Origin of the sequence: Microbispora sp. GKU 823, from assembly GCF_002027145.1 — a bacterium.
In the GTDB taxonomy this organism is placed as follows: domain Bacteria; phylum Actinomycetota; class Actinomycetes; order Streptosporangiales; family Streptosporangiaceae; genus Microbispora; species Microbispora siamensis.
This window is the reverse complement of the sequence record NZ_MWJN01000098.1, coordinates 1-15,074: the sequence shown is the minus strand read 5'-3', so window position 1 is coordinate 15,074 and position 15,074 is coordinate 1. Positions and strand designations below refer to the sequence as shown.

The window sequence follows — 15,074 nt, the reverse complement described above, 5'->3', positions numbered from 1 at the left end:
TCGACCGTGATCACGACCGCTCCGTCACGAGCGCGCTCATCCGGGCCATCAGCCCGGGCAGGTCCGCGTCCGGCACGGGGTTCAGCTGCCAGTCGGCCAGCTGCAGGGACGCCTCGACCACGGCCTTCACCCGTTCGTGACGGCGGTCCATGAACGCGTCGAACAGCGACTGGTCGAGCCGGTCGGCGGCCAGCAGCAACTCGGCCAGGACGGCGGCGTCCTCCAGGCACTGCGCCGCCCCCTGGGCGAGGGTCGGCGGGCAGGCGTGCGCGGCGTCGCCGACGAGCACGACGCGGCCGCGGTTCCACGGGCGGTCCACCAGCAGCGACTCGAACCAGGTGTAGTTGATGCGGTCCGGGTCGGTGATGTCCTCGCGGATCTCGGTCCAGGCCCCGCCGTATCCCTCGGCGAGCTCCCGCATGTGCGCGACCTTGTCGCCGACCGCCTCCCTGGGCCTGGCCTTCTCCACCAGGTAGGCGTACATCGTGTCCTGGCCGGTCGGGCAGTATCCGGCGATGAAGCAGGGGCCGCCGTAGATCAGGTCGGTGCGCTCGACCCCGGCGGGGCGGCGGGTGTGGACGCGCCAGATGCCCATGCCGGTCGGCCGCGGGGCGACGTCGATCCCGATCAGGGCGCGCACCGCCGAGCGGATGCCGTCGGCTCCCACCACCAGGTCGTACTCGCCGGTGGTGCCGTCGGACAGCCGCACCTCCACCTGGTCGCCGGTGTCGGTCAGCGCCTCGGCGGTCACCCCGAACCTGGTCCGCGCCCCGGCCTCGCGTACGGCGTCGGCGAGGACGGCGGCCAGTTCGGGGCGGTTCATGCCGAGCGTGGCGGGCAGGCCGGGACCGCCGGTGCGCGCGTCGGGGATCTCCGCGAGCAGCGTGCCGTCGGGGGCGCGCAGCCCGAGCGAGTCGAACGGGAAGCCCGCGGCGACGATCCGCTCCCACACCCCGAGGTCGCGCAGCACCCGCAGCGCGTTGCCCTGCAGGGTGATGCCCGAGCCGAGCGCGGTGGTCGCGGGCTGGATCTCCGCGATGTCCACGGCGACCCCGGCGCGGGCGAGCAGGATCGCCAGGGCCGATCCGGCGGTGCCGCCGCCGACGATGAGGACGTTGCCTACTGCTGGCATGAGGGACTCACTTGATTGCGAGGGGGTTGACGGGGGAGCCGACCGCGCCCGTGATCGGGAGCGGGGCGGCGGCGAGGAAGAACTCGTACACGCCGTCGTCGGCGCAGTGGTCGGCGAGCGCGTCCAGGTCCCACATCTCGCCGACGAGCAGGCCGATGTGCGGGATGGCCACCTGGTGCAGCGGCTGGAAGGCGCCCTCGAACTCGTTGGGGCGCACCTCGAAGCCCCACGTGTCGGTGGCGATGGCCGCGATCTCGGTGCGGTGCAGCCAGCCGGCGCTCCAGAACGACAGGCCGGGGGCGGGGCCGCCGGCGTAGTCGCCCCAGCCCTCCCTCCTTGCCCTGGTCAGCTGCCCGGTCCGTACGCACACGATGTCGCCGCGGCCGACCGTGACGCCGTGCGCCGCGGCCGTGGCGTTCAGGTGCTCCTCGGTGATCGCGAATCCGTCCGGCAGTTCCCCGCCGCCGATCACGCGCCCCACGTCGAGCAGCACGCCGCGGCCGGCGACCGGCGCGGCCATGTGCTCGATGCCGGTGACCTGGTCGCCCTCGCTGGTGACGACCCGGTCGGCGGGCCGGCCGTTCCAGGCCCTGCCGTGGTCGAAGATGTGGCCGAGGCCGTCCCACTGGGTGGAGCACTGCAGGGGCATCGCGATGACGTCGTCCGCGCCGCCGAATCCGTGCGGGAACCCCTGGTCGCCGTGGACCGCGTCCACCCCGGTGTCCAGCATCGTGTGCACCGGGTTGGTGCGGCGCCGCCAGCCCTTCTGCGGGCCGTTCATGTCGAACCGCTGGGCCAGCGAGAACGACACGCCCGTGCGGGCGCACGCCGCGCCCTCCCGGCGCTTGGCCTCGTCGATGAAGTTGACCGTGCCGAGCACGTCGCCGGAACCCCAGCGGCCCCAGTTGGAGTGTTTCGCCGCGGCGTCGGCGATCGCGTTCTCCGGTGTCATGCCGCCTCGCTCACACAGCGGTTGCGCTGGACGCCCAGCCCGGTGATCGTGCCCTCCATCACGTCGCCCGGCCGCAGCAGCCGGCCCCAGTGCATGCCGTTGCCGGCCGGGCTGCCGGTCAGCACCAGGTCGCCGGGCAGCAGTTCGACGGTCTGCGAGGCGTACGACACCAGCCGCGCCACGTCGAAGATCATGTCCTTGGTGGTCTCGTCCTGCATGACCTTCCCGTTGAGCCGGAGCGTCACCCGCAGGTTCCCGGGGTCGCCGACGAAGGCGGCCGGCACCAGGTAGGGCCCGAGCGGGGTGAACGTCGGGGCGTTCTTCGCCCGCAGCCAGTCGGTGCCGATCTCCGGCATGTCGCGGCGGAACACCACCTCGCGCGCGGTGACGTCGTTGGCGATCGTGTACGTGGCGACGTGCTCCAGTGCGTGCTCGGCGGGCACCCGGAAGGCCGGGCGGCCGATCACCGCCGCCAGCTCCAGCTCCCAGTCGGGCTTGGTGCACCAGGCCGGGATGACCACGTCGTCGTACGGGCCGGTCAGCGAGGAGGGCAGGCCGATGAACACGTACGGCTGGTCCTCGGCCGCGCGGCGGTCCATCATCGCGGCCGTCTCGGCCCGCACCTGTTCGGCGGGCCGGCCGCCCTCGGGCTCGTGCGCCACCGCCAGGTCGATCACATGGGTGCGGTAGTTGGCACCGGACTGCAGGATCTGCCGGGGCTCGACCGGGGCGTGCACCCGCAGGTCCGCCAGCGGCAGCCGCTCTCCGGGCGTCTGTGCCGCCTGCCGAAGCAGCGGCAGGACCTCGTCCCAGCGCTCCAGCAGCGCCCGCGTGCTGCCGTACGCCCCGAGCGCGGGGACGGTGCGCAGGTCCAGGACGTGATCGCCGATGACCAGGCCGGGGAAGGGTGCGCTGCCGGAAAAGGCGCGGGCGGAGAAGGTGCCGAGCGCGAACGGGCCGGCAAGGGGCGGGGATGTTTCCACGAGGTTTCCTCCCGGTGTGGTGCCCTTAACCTTGGACCTGACGGAACGATTTGGGAAATCGATTCTTTAGATCTGGTCAATCCATGCAATGGATAGTGAGGGCGCCGTGAACCTCGAGAGGCTCGACCTCAACCTCCTGGTCGCCCTGTGCGCCCTGCTGGAGGAGCGCAACGTGACCCGGGCGGGCGCGCGGATCGGGCTGAGCCAGCCCGCGACGAGCGCCGCCCTGGCCAGGCTCCGCCGCCACTTCGGCGACGAACTGCTGGTCAGGCAGGGCAACCGCTACGAGCTGACGCCCCTCGGCACCGCCCTGCGCGCCCCCGCCGCGAACGCCTACGCGATGCTGGAGCGGCTGTTCACCAGCCGCGCGGACTTCAACCCGGCCACCGAGCGGCACGAGTTCACCCTGCTCTCGTCCGACTACGCGATCGCCGTCTTCGGCGCGGAACTCGCCCGCGTCCTGCACGCCGAGGCGCCCGGCGTACGGCTGCACTTCCTCCCCGCGTCGCCCGGCATCGTGGAGAACGCCGACTCCACCCTCGGCGGGGTGGACGGGATGCTGATGCCGCACGGCGTGATCAGCGACTTCCCGGCGGTGGAGCTGTACCGCGACGAGTGGGTATGCCTGGTCTCCGCCGACAACCCGGACGTAGGGGAGCGGCTCACGATGGACGACCTGGCCCGGCTGCCGTGGGTGGTCTACCAGCGGCCGTTCGACGCCCCGGTGGCCCGTCAGATGTCCATGCTCGGGCTGGAACCGCACGTGGACGTGTCCGTGCACAGCTTCCAGCTCCTGCCGAGCCTGGTGGCGGGCACCCGCAGAATCGCGCTGATCCAGCGGCGCCTGGCCGGCCTGCTGCGCGACCTCGCCCCGGTCCGCGCGCTGCCCTGCCCTTTCCCGGCCGTGCCGCTGCAGGAGGCCCTGTGGTGGCACCCCGTCCACACGCACGACGCCGCCCACATCTGGCTGCGCGAGACCGCCGCCCGGGTGGGCGCCGGCCTGCCCGCGCTGCCGGGCCATCCACCGGATGGATGACGACCATCGGCACTTTCCGTCTTCCGCGCACCGCGCCGATGTCTGACAGTGATGCCACCCACATCCCCGCGACATCCAGCGAGGCCCCGCATGTCCCAATCGGTCTCCGCCACGCGGGCGGGTCTGCCCCAGCTCATCGTGCTGCTCGTCGGGAGCTGCATGCCCGTGCTCGGAGCCGTCCTGCTCTCCCCGGTCCTGCCCCGCATGAGCGAGCACTTCGCCGCGACGCCGGGCGCCGCCGTCCTGGTCCCGGTCGTCCTGACCGTTCCCGCGCTGTTCGTCGCGCTGGGGGCGCCCTTCGCCGGCGCCATCGCCGACCGGTTCCACCGCAAGCGGCTGCTGATCGTCACCATGGTCGCCTACTCGGTCTTCGGCACCGCGCCGCTCTACCTGGACTCGCTCCAGGCCATCCTGGTCAGCCGGGTGCTCGTCGGCGTGTGCGAGGCGGCCATCATGACCTGCTGCACCACCCTGATCGCCGACTACTGGTCCGGGCCCCGCCGGGCCCGCTACCTCGGCATGCAGACCCTCGCCACCACCGTCGCCGCGACCGTCTTCTTCGCGCTCGGCGGCCTGCTCGGCGCCGGAGGCTGGCGCACGCCCTTCTGGATGTACGCCGCCGCCGCGCTCACCGCGATCCCCATGGCGTTCCTGCTGTGGCAGCCCGCAGCCTCCCGCCACGAGGACCGGCAGCCCTGGCCCTGGCGCGCCCTCGCCCTGCCCTCCCTGGTGACGGTCGGCGGAGGAGTCGTCTTCTACACGCTGATCGTGCAACTGTCGTACGTGCTGGACGGGGCGGGGGTCGCCGACACCGCCGCCATCGGCGGCGTCACCGCGCTGATGTCCCTGGCGACCGCCGTCGGGGCAGGCCTGTTCGCCAAGGCCGCGGGCCGCGGTGCGCGGGCGCTGCTCGTCGCGGAGTTCGCGCTGTCCGGGCTCGGGCTGCTGCTGATCTTCGCTACCGGGTCCGTGCCCGTGATCGTCGCGGGTGCCGTGCTCACCGGGTTCGCCACCGGGCTGCTGCTGCCGACCCTGCTCACGTGGGCGGTCGGCGGGCTGCCGTTCGCGCGGCGGGGCCGCGGCACCGGGCTGTGGACCGCCGCGTTGTTCCTCGGCGAGTTCCTTTCCCCGTTGCTCGTCAGTGCCCTTACCGCGTTGACGGGAGGGCTCGGCGCGTCCCTCGCGGTGATCGGCGTCGCGTCGCTGGCGCTGGCCGCCCTGGTCGCCACCGTTCTGACCGTCCCGGCGTCACCCCTCGACGCCGCCGTCACCGCGGATTAGCCGGTTCCCCGCCCGCACTGGTGCCGGACGCTCCTCGCCCGGTTCAATTCGAACCGGGATCGTCGGCGTCGGTTCGGGAGGGCATGTGCCGGTGTTCGCGTGTGCGGGTTGCGAAGCCGTGCTGACCTCGCCCGTGGTGCGGGTCGCGCTTCCCGACCACGCCCACCAGACGTACGGCCATGAACTGCTTCCCGCTCTCATGGAATCGGGGATGTACGCCGTGGACCCGGAGCCTTCCGGATGGCCCTGGCGGCCCTGGGAGGAGATCGATGAGCGGGAAGCCGAGGGCCGGGGCGTGTACGCGCCGCTGTACTCCCTGTCGTACGGGCCATCGGGAGCGATCGCGGTCTCGCCGGGCGACGTCCGCGGGACCGTTCTGATTCCCCAGCGGTGTGACGGCCTCTGCTGCGGCCTGGATGGCAGGAACGGCCCGAACCTGGCCTGTGAGCAGTGCGGACGAGAAGTGGCGACCCGGGTCGACGACTGCTCGTACTGGCATGTGGTGTGGCTGGATCCGCGGGCGGTTCGCGCCGTCGGCGTCGCCGGGCCCGAGCGTCGAGTGCTCGCCTGGGGGGAACTGCGCGACGAAGAGGCGGAAATTCCGGCGATCGAGCCGATCGGGGCGTGGAGCCCGGTGTGGGAGGCCGCGGTCGCGGCGGCGCTGGCCCGTCTCCTGGTGGCGTCCGGCGGTGCGCGGGTGGCCGTGCCCGCCGGCGCCGTCGCCGACGTGTTCCGTCCGGTGCTCGACGTGCTGCTTCCGCCGGGGCCACCGATGAGGAGCCTGTCCCTGGCGGGGCCGGGGCTGCCCGCCGCGACCTCGGACATCGTCCTGGTCCCGCGGCATCCGCAGACGGGTGAGGCGTGGCCGTACGGTGCGGGGGTGCCGGTGCCGCTGAGCGCAGAGGTGTGGACGTATCTGGCCTCCCATGACGATCGGCGACTCATCGCCGTTTCGCGCGGGCGGGCCGGCGACGCCTGCCGCGACGCTCTTCCACCGCTGCTGCCGTTTCGCCCGTTCCGGCCTGACTGGGATGTGTTCCTCGACACGCTGGCACGGCTGCCGGAGGTTCGTGAGCCGTGGCTGCGTGCGATCTACGACCGTGTGAAGAACGGCCGATACAGCGCCCCCTTCCTGTGATGTCCGGGGGACCGTCTTCGCGCGATGCCGTCCGGGTCAGAAGCGGAACGTCTCGACGAATCGGTGGAGAAGCGCGGGATCACCCTGCACTCGTACGCTGCCGTCGGCGAGTGCTTGGCCGGGAGTCGTGGCGCCGGTCATCAGGGCGTGGATCCCTCGGTCGTTCAGCCTCTCGACGACGAGGTCCGGGGCGGGGTGCGGGCCGATGCCGACCGTCAGGGCCCCGTCGGTGATCTGTAGGCGGAGGGTGAAGTCGCCCATGCGGACCTCGTAGCCGACGGTCATTCCGCGGGCTGCTTCCGGGCGGTAGGTGGTGCGGAAGGCCATGGCGACCGACTCGGGGGTGACGACCTCGCCGGCACGGGGCTCGGTCATGGTCTTGGCACCCCAGCGGCCCAGCGCGATCAGTGCCGGTTCGAGCTCACGTCCGTAGTCGGTGAGCTCGTAGACGACCGCGCGCTCGGGGTGCGGCAGCGCGCGGCGGAGGACCAGGCCCGCCTCTTCGAGTTGTCTGAGGCGGGCCGAGAGGATGTTCGTCGGGATGGAACGCAGGCCCTTGTGCAGGTCCGTGTAGCGCAGGGGTCCCGACAGCAGGTCGCGGACGATCAGCAGGGTCCAGCGTTCGCCGACCATTTCCATCGCGCGGGCCAGGCCGCAGAACTGTCCGTACTCACGAGCCGCCATGCTGCAGATCCTACCGCGAACTTCAGTTGACAAAGCATGCTTGCAAAAGACAAGCTGGCTGCTCGTTCGGCCGGTCGGCCGATCCACCTGGTGTCATCCGAGGAGTGAACGCATGACCACGCGGAAGGTCGTCGCCGGGCCGTTCGTCTCGCTGGACGGCGTCGAGACCAGGACGCTGCACGTTCCCGGCGCGCGCCTGCACTACGAGTCCGGGGAACGGGACCGCTGCTGCTGATGATCCCCGGCGCGCCCGCCGACGCCGGGGCGCTGGCCGAGCTCGCCGCGACCCTGTCCGACCGCTACACCGTCGTCACCTACGACCAGCGCGGCCTGTCCCGCAGCACCCTGACGGGACCGCCCGTCGACCAGGACGTCAGGGTCTTCAGCGAGGACGCCTACCGCCTGCTGGCCGCCCTGGGCGACGAGCCCGCCTACGTGCTGGGCAACAGCGGCGGCGCGCTCACCGCCCTTGACCTGGCGGTGCGCCACCCCGAACGGGTGCGCGCCCTGGTCGTGCACGAGCCGCCGATCCCCGAACTGCTGCCCGACCGCGAGCACTGGCGGGCGGCGTTCCAGGACGTGTACGACACCTACCGCGACCAGGGCGCGGGCGTGGCGATGGGCAAGTTCATCGCCACCGTCGACGGGGAGAACAGCGATCCTCCCGCGATGCCCGATCCTGCCCAGATGCCGCCCGAGGCGCTGGAGATGATGGGCCGCGTCCAGGGCAACCTCGACCACTTCCTGGCCCACGTGCTGCTGCCCGTGCTGCGCTTCGAGCCCGACATCGCCGCGCTGCGCTCCGGCCCCGTGCCGGTCGCCGTCGGCGTCGGAGCGGCATCGGGCGACGGCGTGCCCGCTCTGTCCGCCCGGATGCTGGCCGAACGGCTCGGTGTCGAGCCGCTCGTCTTCCCCGGCGACCATCAGGGTCTGGCGCTCGACGTCGCCGCCTGCGCCGATATCATCCACGCGGCCCTCGCCTGACACCCTTCCAGCACCAGAAAGGACCCCGGACATGACCACGCCGGCAAACGGCCCCGCCAGCTACTTCCCCGCGATCGAGAAGAAGTACGGCCGTCCCGTCCAGGAATGGATCGACCTCATCAACTTCTCGCCCCTGACCAAGCACATGGAACTCGTCGGCTGGCTCAAGTCCGAACACGGTCTCGGGCACGGCCACGCCAACGCGCTGGTCGCCCACACCCTCGCCGGCAGGAAATAGGCCGGCCGGCATTCGCGCCGTACGATTTCGACGATTGGGACCTGATCGACGATGAACCGACACGACAGATCGTTCACGGGCACCCCGCGCGTGGTGCGCGCGGCGGCCCTGGCCGACGCCGACCTCGATCCGGACCCGCTCGACCCCGCCCAGGTCGTGTCCGGAGCCCCTGAGGTCCGTCACCTGGAGCTGGCGTCGGGCACGGACCTGGCGGTCGGCGTCTGGCAGCACGGACCGGGCGTGAGCACCGACACCGAGGCGGACGAGGTCTTCGTCGTGCTCGGCGGCAGCGCGACGATCGAGGTCGAGGGCGGCCCGGTGCTCGACGTCGGCCCGGGCGACGTCGTCCTGATGCCCGGTGGCGCGCGCACCGTGTGGACGGTGCACGAGACGCTCCGCAAGGTGTACGCGGTGCGGCCCTGACCACCTCACCAGGTTCGCGGCGGCCTCGGCCGTGCGCCCGGGGCCGCCGCGCGCCGGTCAGCGAGTCTCGGTGAGGTCGCGCACGCGGATGTCGCGGAACGCGACGACCGAGGCGCCGTCGTGGTTCTGCAGCCCGACGTAGCCGCGCTCGAACTGCCGGCCGCTCGTGCCGGGATCCGCCGGACGCCCGGGGAACGGTATGCCGGGGACGTTGTCGAACTCGTTGATCACCTCGCCGTTGCGGATCACCGTGTAGTGCTGTCCGACCACTCGGATCTCCAGGTCGTTCCACACGCCCTTGGCGGTCGGCCTGGCGTGGGCGAGGTCGAGGTCGGCGAACCCGTACACCGATCCCGTCTTGCGCGGGTCGTCACCGCCGCCTTCCGGGGTGTCGTTGATCTGGATCTCGTGGCCGCAGTTGACCGCGACCCAGGCCGGGTCGCTCGTCTTGCACTCGGGGTTGGCCGCGGGGTCCACGCCGGGGAAGCGGATGAACACGCCGCTGTTGGAGCGAGCGTCCCCGGCCCGCTCGTCCCGGAACTTCAGGCGCAGCGAGAAGTCGCCGAACCGCTCCGCCGTGTACCAGAGCAGGCCGAGGCCGCCCCCGGCGGGCGAGTTCACGGTCACCACGGATCCGTCGTCGCGCAGGGCGAAGCCCCGGCCGCCGACGTACCCCCATTTCTCGAAGGACGCCCGCGTTCCGTCGAAGATCGTCCGGTATGGGCTCGGGCCGTTCGGCCGCCCGATGCCGGACCGGGCCGCGGTTTTCATGAGCGTCGCCCGCTCCTGGGCACTGATCACGCCGGAGCCGGTGAGAGCCCGCGTGATCTCGCCGACATGAGCGACGAACGCGCCGTGGTCGCTCCATGCCTTCTCGTCGTCGACGAGGTCGTTGACGGTGCAGCCCCCCGCGGCGGTCCTGTTCGGGACACCGCTGTCGGCGTCCAGGAACCGGACCGTGGGCCTGGCGTCGGGAGCGGTGCACGACGCCTGCTCGGCGGTCGCCGGCGGAGCCGCCACACTCGTCGTGACGGCCACGGCGGCGAGCAGGCTCCCGGCGAGCGCCGCCGCTCTTATCTGTGTACGCATGTCGGGGTTCCTCCCTGTGGCTGGACGGCTGATCGCGGGCCGTGACGGCCCGCGTGACTTCAGCAGGAGCCGGGGCGGACCGCCCCGCCGGCGCTCACACCGGCGGGGATGGACCGGCCCCGGCCGCCTGCCGTCACCCGGCCGGCTTCAGCACCACCTCGTCACTGCCGGACAGCGCCGGCAGCCCGTCGGTGCCCGGGTCGGTGTACGTGGCGGCGAAGACACCGGAGAGGTTGTCGTTCGCCGGGTCGTGTCCCGAGGGCACGGTGGTCGTGATGCTGCCGGTGCATCCGCTCGCGGTCGTCTGCGGGTGCCCGTGCTGGTCGTGCCCGAGGATGTAGGTCACCTGAACGCGGGAGCAGTCCACCGGCTGGTCGTCGGTCACCTTGACCTCGAACTGCACGACGTCGCCGAAGTGGAACGGCTGCCCCTCGACCGGCTTGACGAACTCGACGACCGGCGCCTGGTTCCCGACCACGACCTCGACCTCGGCCGTGGCCGAGCGCCCGCGCTGGGGGCCGCCCACGTCGGTCACCTTCAGCGTCGCGCGGTAGACGCCGTTCTCCTGGTAGGTGAAGGTCGGGTTGGCCTCGCGCGAGTCCACCTTGCCGTCGGCGTCGAAGTCCCAGGCGTACTGGAGCCGATCGCCGTCGGCGTCCGCGGTGCCCTCGCTGGAGAACGCGACGGTGAGCGGCGCCTTGCCATTGGTCCTGTTCGCCGACGCCTTCGGGGCCGGCGAGTGGTTGCCGTTCTCCCCGATGTAGTCGATGCGGGCCAGCTGCGCGTCCGGGTTCTGCGAGAAGTAGCCGTCGCCGTACTCCAGGACGTAGAGCGCGCCGTCCGGGCCGAACTCCATATCCATGGCGTTGTCGAAGGTGAACGACGGCAGGACGGACTCGATCTTCGCGAGCTTGCCGTCCGCGTCCAGGCGCATGCCCTTCACCCAGTCACGCGACCACTCGTAGAGCAGCGGCACTCCGTCGTAGTACTCCGGCCAGGCCACCGGGCTGCGCCCCTGCGCCGCCTTCTTGTCGTAGTGGTAGACGGGGCCGCCCATCGGGGAGATGCCGCCCGTGCCGAGCTCGGGGAACTCGGCGGACGCGCCGTAGGTGTACCACACGTCCGGCTGCTCGACCGGGGGAAGCTCACGCAGGCCGGTGTTGTGCGGGGAGTCGTTCACCGGGGCCGCACAGTCGAAGGGCGCGCCGGACTTGCCGGTGGCGAAGTCGAAGTCCACATAGGGGAGCTTGGCGGTCGCGCAGTACGGCCAACCGTAGTTGGACGCCTTGCGGATGACCGTCCACTTGCCGGTGCCGGCCGGCCCGCGGTTCGGGTTGGCGCGGTTCGCGTCCGGAGAGTAGTCGCCGACGTAGAGGTCGCCGTTCTCCTTGTTGATCTCGATACGGAAGGGGTTGCGCAGCCCCATCGCGTAGATCTCGGGCCGGGTCTTCGCGGTGCCCGGCTTGAACAGGTTGCCCTCGGGGATCGTGTAGCCGCCGCCGTCCTTGGGCTTGACGCGCAGGATCTTGCCGCGCAGGTCGTTGGTGTTGCCGGCGCTGCGCTGCGCGTCGTACGCCGGGTTGCGGCCCGGCCGCTCGTCGATGGGGGTGTAGCCGTCGGAAGCGAAGGGGTTGGTGTCGTCGCCCGTGGACAGGTAGAGGTTGCCCTCGGCGTCGAAGACGATGTCGCCGCCGACGTGGCAGCAGATGCCCCGGTCGACCGGAACGTCGAGGATCTTCTGCTCGCTCGCCAGGTCGATCCGGCCCTTGGTGAACTCGAAGCGGGAGAGCCGGATCAGGCCCTTGAAGCGCTCCCAGTCCGACGCGGTGCCCTGGTTGGGGGCGTCGCCCTCGTTCACGTCGGGCGTCTTCGGGTCGTCGACGGGGGTGTTCAGCGGGGGCGAGTAGTAGAGGTAGACCCAGTTGTTGCCCTTGCCGAAGTTCGGGTCGAGCGCGATGCTCTGCAGGCCCTCCTCGTCGTGCTGGTACACGTCGATGGTGCCGGCCTTCGTGTTGAGGCCGGTCGCCGGGTCGTGCATCCAGACCGTTCCGGCGCGGGTGGTGTGCAGAACCCGGCCGTCGGGCAGGACGGCGAGATCCATGGGCTCGCCGGGGGTGTCGTTGAGAGTCACCTTCTGGAAGGCGGATTCCGGGGGCGCCGGACTCTCCTGCGCCGCCGCGATCGACGGCGTGGTCAAGAGGCCCGTCATGACGGCGGCCGCTGCCGCCGCCATCAGCCTGGTCCTCGTGGAGGTACCGTTCACGTGATGCTTCTCCTTGGCCGGAGGGCGTCAGATGGGTGGCCGGGCCGCCACCCGTGCCGCGGCAACGGCAGGGAAGCGTGACGGTCCGGCCGCTCGATGAGGGGAAGACGCGCCCGCGCCGAAGCCGGCGAGGGCAGGGCCACGGAGGCCGCACTCGGAAGTGGTCGCCAGGGCGGCCGCACGCATCGTCCCTCTCGTGAGGACGCGTGCGCCGAACGCGTCGTGATCGAACACTGAGTCGAACACTGAATCGAACGCTGCCTGGCTCAGTCGGCGTGCCACCGCCGTCGAGCGCGAGACGCCCACATTGTTACGGCCGTGCAACAGCACGGTCAATACCGCGCTTTGACTTTGACGGCTGACCGCTCGGTCAGGTGTCGGCGCGAGACCGGGCCGGTGTTATGAGTACTGAAACACCTACTTTCGTTGACATTGGGCATAAGTTCGATCTAGCGTCGCAAAACATGCGATCGATACGACAGAAGTCGTACCGGAGGTTGATCGACTCACCACAGTAGGTAGTCAAGGCTTGGCGTGTCGCCCGGGGCGTACGCCCGGTCGCCCGCTTCCCGTCGCGCCGAGACGGCGAGCGGGCGAGTGCCACCCGGGCGGCGGAACCGGGCGACACGCCCACTCCTGCCGCCTCCGGGCGCGCCGTCAGCCTCCGCGCGGGAAGGGCACGTGGACCTGGCCCTCGGTGTGCATGAGCTCGAACATCCTCCGGAGCGACGCGGCGTCGTTGAGGTGCGGGAACGGGGCGCTCGGGGGAGCGGTGACCCCGAGGAAGGCGCACAGCGGTCCCCAGCCCTCGCGCACGTCGAAGACCAGGAGCCGCTTGGCGGGAATGGCGGCCAGCACCGCGGCGACGTGCCGGTGGTAGGCCGCGACGGCCCGCTCCTCGTCCGGCGTGTGCCCCGGCCGCCACGTCTCGCCGAAGACCGACTCGCCGATCCGCTCGAAGAGCGGCCGGAGGCTCGTCATCGCGGCGACGACGGGACGGATGGCCTCGGGCGCCTCGTCCGCCCGCATCGGTTCGCGCGGGCCGAGCGAGCCCAGCAGCCGGAAGCTGGCGTACCAGCTGTGCGGGTCGCGGACGGTGAGGACGACCTTGGCCTCCGGATAGGCCTGTGCCAGCTCCCGCCAGAAGAAGCTGGCGGGCCAGTCCACACAGGACCGGAAGCCCTCGAAGACGCGTTCCCAGTCGGCCGCCGCGCCCGCGCAGACCGGTAGCCACCGCTCGGCGAGCTCCGGGCGGAGCAGGACCTCGAAGGTGTGGTAGCAGGGCCCGAAGCCGAGCTGTTCCAGGGCCGCCTTCGTCGACGTCGTTCCGGTGCGCGGAAGTCCCGCGCCGATGACCTCCAGCATGTCCAGGCTCCCGTCGTCGCCCCCGCCTGCCGACGCGGTAGACCATGCCCGCCCGCCGGGCGTTCTCACGGCGCGCCCGCGCCCTCACCGCGGCATGACGCGGCCCCCGCGATCTGACAATGTTTCAGCGTCTCCATGAAACTTTCCACAAATCGCCGGTCCTCTGACGGGCCGAAGTGCTCCTGACGTCCCCCTCTTCGCCGTCGCGAATCCCGTGATGATCTGTGGCTTGAGCCGCCAGAAAGTTTTAGGCACGCTTCGGAAACATTCATGCCGCCGGGTCCGGTGGGCCGGTCGGCGCAACCGGAGGAAGGACAGCTCACGTGAGACGACGCATCGTGGCCTTGCTGGCCGCCGTGCTGATGCCCGTGGTCGCGGCGACCACGTTGCTGGTCACCCAACCGGCCGCCGCGGCTCGCTGACCAGGGTGACCAGCTTCGGCAACAACCCCAGCAACCTGAACATGTACATCTACGTGCCGGACCGGGTGGCCGCCCGGCCCGCGCTGCTGGTCGCCGTCCACTACTGCACGGGCACCGCGTCGGCGCTGTTCGGCGGCTACTTCCGCGACTACGTCACCGCGGCCGACCAGTACGGGTTCATCATCGTGTTCCCGGAGGCCACGCGCAGCGGGCAGTGCTTCGACGTGTACTCGCCCCAGGCGCTGAAGCGGGGCGGCGGCAGCGACCCGGTCGGCATCATGTCGATGGTCGACTACGCCAAGTCGCGCTACAACGTGGACCCCGGCCGCGTCTACGTCAGCGGCGTCTCCTCCGGCGCGATGATGACCAACGTGCTGGCGGCCGAGTATCCGGACGTCTTCAAGGCGGGCTCGGCCTTCATGGGCGTCCCGGCGGGCTGCTTCGCCACCACCGACGGCTCCACCTGGAACAGCCAGTGCTCCGGCGGGCAGAGCATCAAGACCGCCCAGCAGTGGGGTGACCTGGCCCGCTCGATGTACCCCGGCTACAGCGGCTCGTATCCGCGCATGCAGTTGTGGCACGGCACCACCGACACGACGCTGAACTACAACAACTTCGGCGAAGAGATCAAGCAGTGGACCAACCTCAACGGCGTCAGCCAGACGCCCGCGTCCACCGACAGCCCGTCGTCGGGGTGGACCCGCACCCGGTATGGCAACACCGGCACCCAGCCGCCGGTCGAGGGCGTCAGCGTCTCCGGTCAGGGGCACTCGCTGCCCCTCAACGGCATGATCGCCTACGCGATCAACTTCCTCGGCCTCAACAGCACCACGCCGACCTCCCCGTCGCCCACGCCGTCTCCCACACCGTCGCCCACGCCGCCGGACAGCCCGTCTCCGAGCCCTTCGTCCGGCCCGAGCGGCGGCCCGCCGGCCACCACCCTCGGCGAGGCCGCGGCCCGCAGCGGCCGGTATTTCGGTACGGCGATCAGTGCGAGCAAGCTGGGTGACTCGGCGTACACCACGATCGCGAACCGTGAGTTCAACATGATCACGGCCGAGAACGAGATGAAGATCGACGCCAC

At 71.2% G+C, this 15,074-nt stretch carries 15 protein-coding genes; 8 read left to right on the top strand and 7 right to left on the bottom strand.

The genetic code is table 11. From position 1 onward, the window contains the following. Positions 1-10: 10 nt before the first annotated feature. The 3 genes from B1L11_RS35165 to B1L11_RS35155 are packed head-to-tail and all read right to left on the bottom strand — an operon-like array spanning position 11 to position 3,067. Positions 11-1,132 carry an FAD-dependent oxidoreductase gene (locus B1L11_RS35165; protein ID WP_079319632.1) on the bottom strand — a complete coding sequence of 374 codons (1,122 nt, stop codon included), beginning with the start codon at positions 1,130-1,132 and terminating at the stop codon, positions 11-13. Positions 1,133-1,139: 7 nt separating this feature from the next. Continuing rightward, a complete protein-coding gene (locus tag B1L11_RS35160; RefSeq protein ID WP_079319631.1) occupies positions 1,140-2,084 on the bottom strand; it encodes a cyclase family protein in 945 nt (314 codons plus the stop codon). After that, positions 2,081-3,067, bottom strand: a complete 987-nt coding sequence (locus B1L11_RS35155; RefSeq protein ID WP_079319630.1) for a fumarylacetoacetate hydrolase family protein — start codon at positions 3,065-3,067, stop codon at positions 2,081-2,083. The genes B1L11_RS35160 and B1L11_RS35155 overlap by 4 nt, the downstream gene beginning before the upstream one ends. Positions 3,068-3,173: 106 nt before the next feature. Here B1L11_RS35155 and B1L11_RS35150 point away from each other — a divergent pair, with 106 nt between their 5' ends. The 3 genes from B1L11_RS35150 (at position 3,174) to B1L11_RS35140 (ending at position 6,522) form a co-directional block, all read left to right on the top strand. Continuing rightward, entirely contained in the window at positions 3,174-4,103 is a 930-nt protein-coding gene (locus B1L11_RS35150; protein WP_079319629.1) for a LysR family transcriptional regulator, read from the top strand. 90 nt (positions 4,104-4,193) lie between these two features. Next, positions 4,194-5,384, top strand: a complete 1,191-nt coding sequence (locus B1L11_RS35145; RefSeq protein ID WP_079319628.1) for an MFS transporter — start codon at positions 4,194-4,196, stop codon at positions 5,382-5,384. Between the two features lie 118 nt (positions 5,385-5,502). Further along, on the top strand, positions 5,503-6,522 hold the full coding sequence (locus tag B1L11_RS35140; RefSeq protein WP_256863162.1) for a hypothetical protein: 1,020 nt from the start codon (positions 5,503-5,505) through the stop codon (positions 6,520-6,522). Positions 6,523-6,558: 36 nt separating this feature from the next. On the opposite strand, the gene B1L11_RS35135 is transcribed toward B1L11_RS35140, so the two are convergent. After that, positions 6,559-7,206, bottom strand: a complete 648-nt coding sequence (locus tag B1L11_RS35135) for a helix-turn-helix domain-containing protein (protein ID WP_079319626.1) — start codon at positions 7,204-7,206, stop codon at positions 6,559-6,561. A gap of 112 nt (positions 7,207-7,318) precedes the next feature. On the opposite strand from B1L11_RS35135, the gene B1L11_RS52730 reads away from it, so the two are divergent. From B1L11_RS52730 to B1L11_RS35120, 4 genes are read left to right on the top strand one after another with little or no spacing between them, the layout of a single operon-like run. Beyond that, entirely contained in the window at positions 7,319-7,441 is a 123-nt protein-coding gene (locus B1L11_RS52730) for a hypothetical protein (RefSeq protein ID WP_256863161.1), read from the top strand. Next, the gene (locus B1L11_RS35130) at positions 7,441-8,190 is read left to right on the top strand and encodes an alpha/beta fold hydrolase (protein WP_256863160.1); all 750 of its coding nucleotides are present in this window, start codon (positions 7,441-7,443) and stop codon (positions 8,188-8,190) included. Before B1L11_RS52730 ends, B1L11_RS35130 begins: the two co-directional genes overlap by 1 nt. Before the next feature lie 31 nt (positions 8,191-8,221). Continuing rightward, positions 8,222-8,428, top strand: a complete 207-nt coding sequence (locus B1L11_RS35125; RefSeq protein WP_079319625.1) for a DUF4287 domain-containing protein — start codon at positions 8,222-8,224, stop codon at positions 8,426-8,428. Between the two features lie 51 nt (positions 8,429-8,479). After that, complete coding sequence (locus B1L11_RS35120) at positions 8,480-8,851, top strand: cupin domain-containing protein (protein ID WP_079319624.1); 372 nt, start codon at positions 8,480-8,482, stop codon at positions 8,849-8,851. Between the two features lie 57 nt (positions 8,852-8,908). Here the strand turns inward: B1L11_RS35120 and B1L11_RS35115 are convergent, their stop codons facing one another. The 3 genes from B1L11_RS35115 to B1L11_RS35105 form a co-directional block, all read right to left on the bottom strand. Next, positions 8,909-9,940: a DUF1080 domain-containing protein gene (locus tag B1L11_RS35115; RefSeq protein ID WP_079319623.1), complete on the bottom strand. Its 1,032-nt coding sequence runs from the start codon at positions 9,938-9,940 to the stop codon at positions 8,909-8,911. A gap of 133 nt (positions 9,941-10,073) precedes the next feature. Continuing rightward, on the bottom strand, positions 10,074-12,203 hold the full coding sequence (locus B1L11_RS35110) for a PQQ-dependent sugar dehydrogenase (protein ID WP_218671504.1): 2,130 nt from the start codon (positions 12,201-12,203) through the stop codon (positions 10,074-10,076). Between the two features lie 657 nt (positions 12,204-12,860). Then, on the bottom strand, positions 12,861-13,568 hold the full coding sequence (locus tag B1L11_RS35105; RefSeq protein ID WP_256863159.1) for a sulfotransferase family protein: 708 nt from the start codon (positions 13,566-13,568) through the stop codon (positions 12,861-12,863). Positions 13,569-13,995: 427 nt separating this feature from the next. On the opposite strand from B1L11_RS35105, the gene B1L11_RS35100 reads away from it, so the two are divergent. Then, a partial coding sequence (locus B1L11_RS35100; RefSeq protein ID WP_256863158.1) for a PHB depolymerase family esterase occupies positions 13,996-15,074 on the top strand: 1,079 nt, incomplete at its 3' end.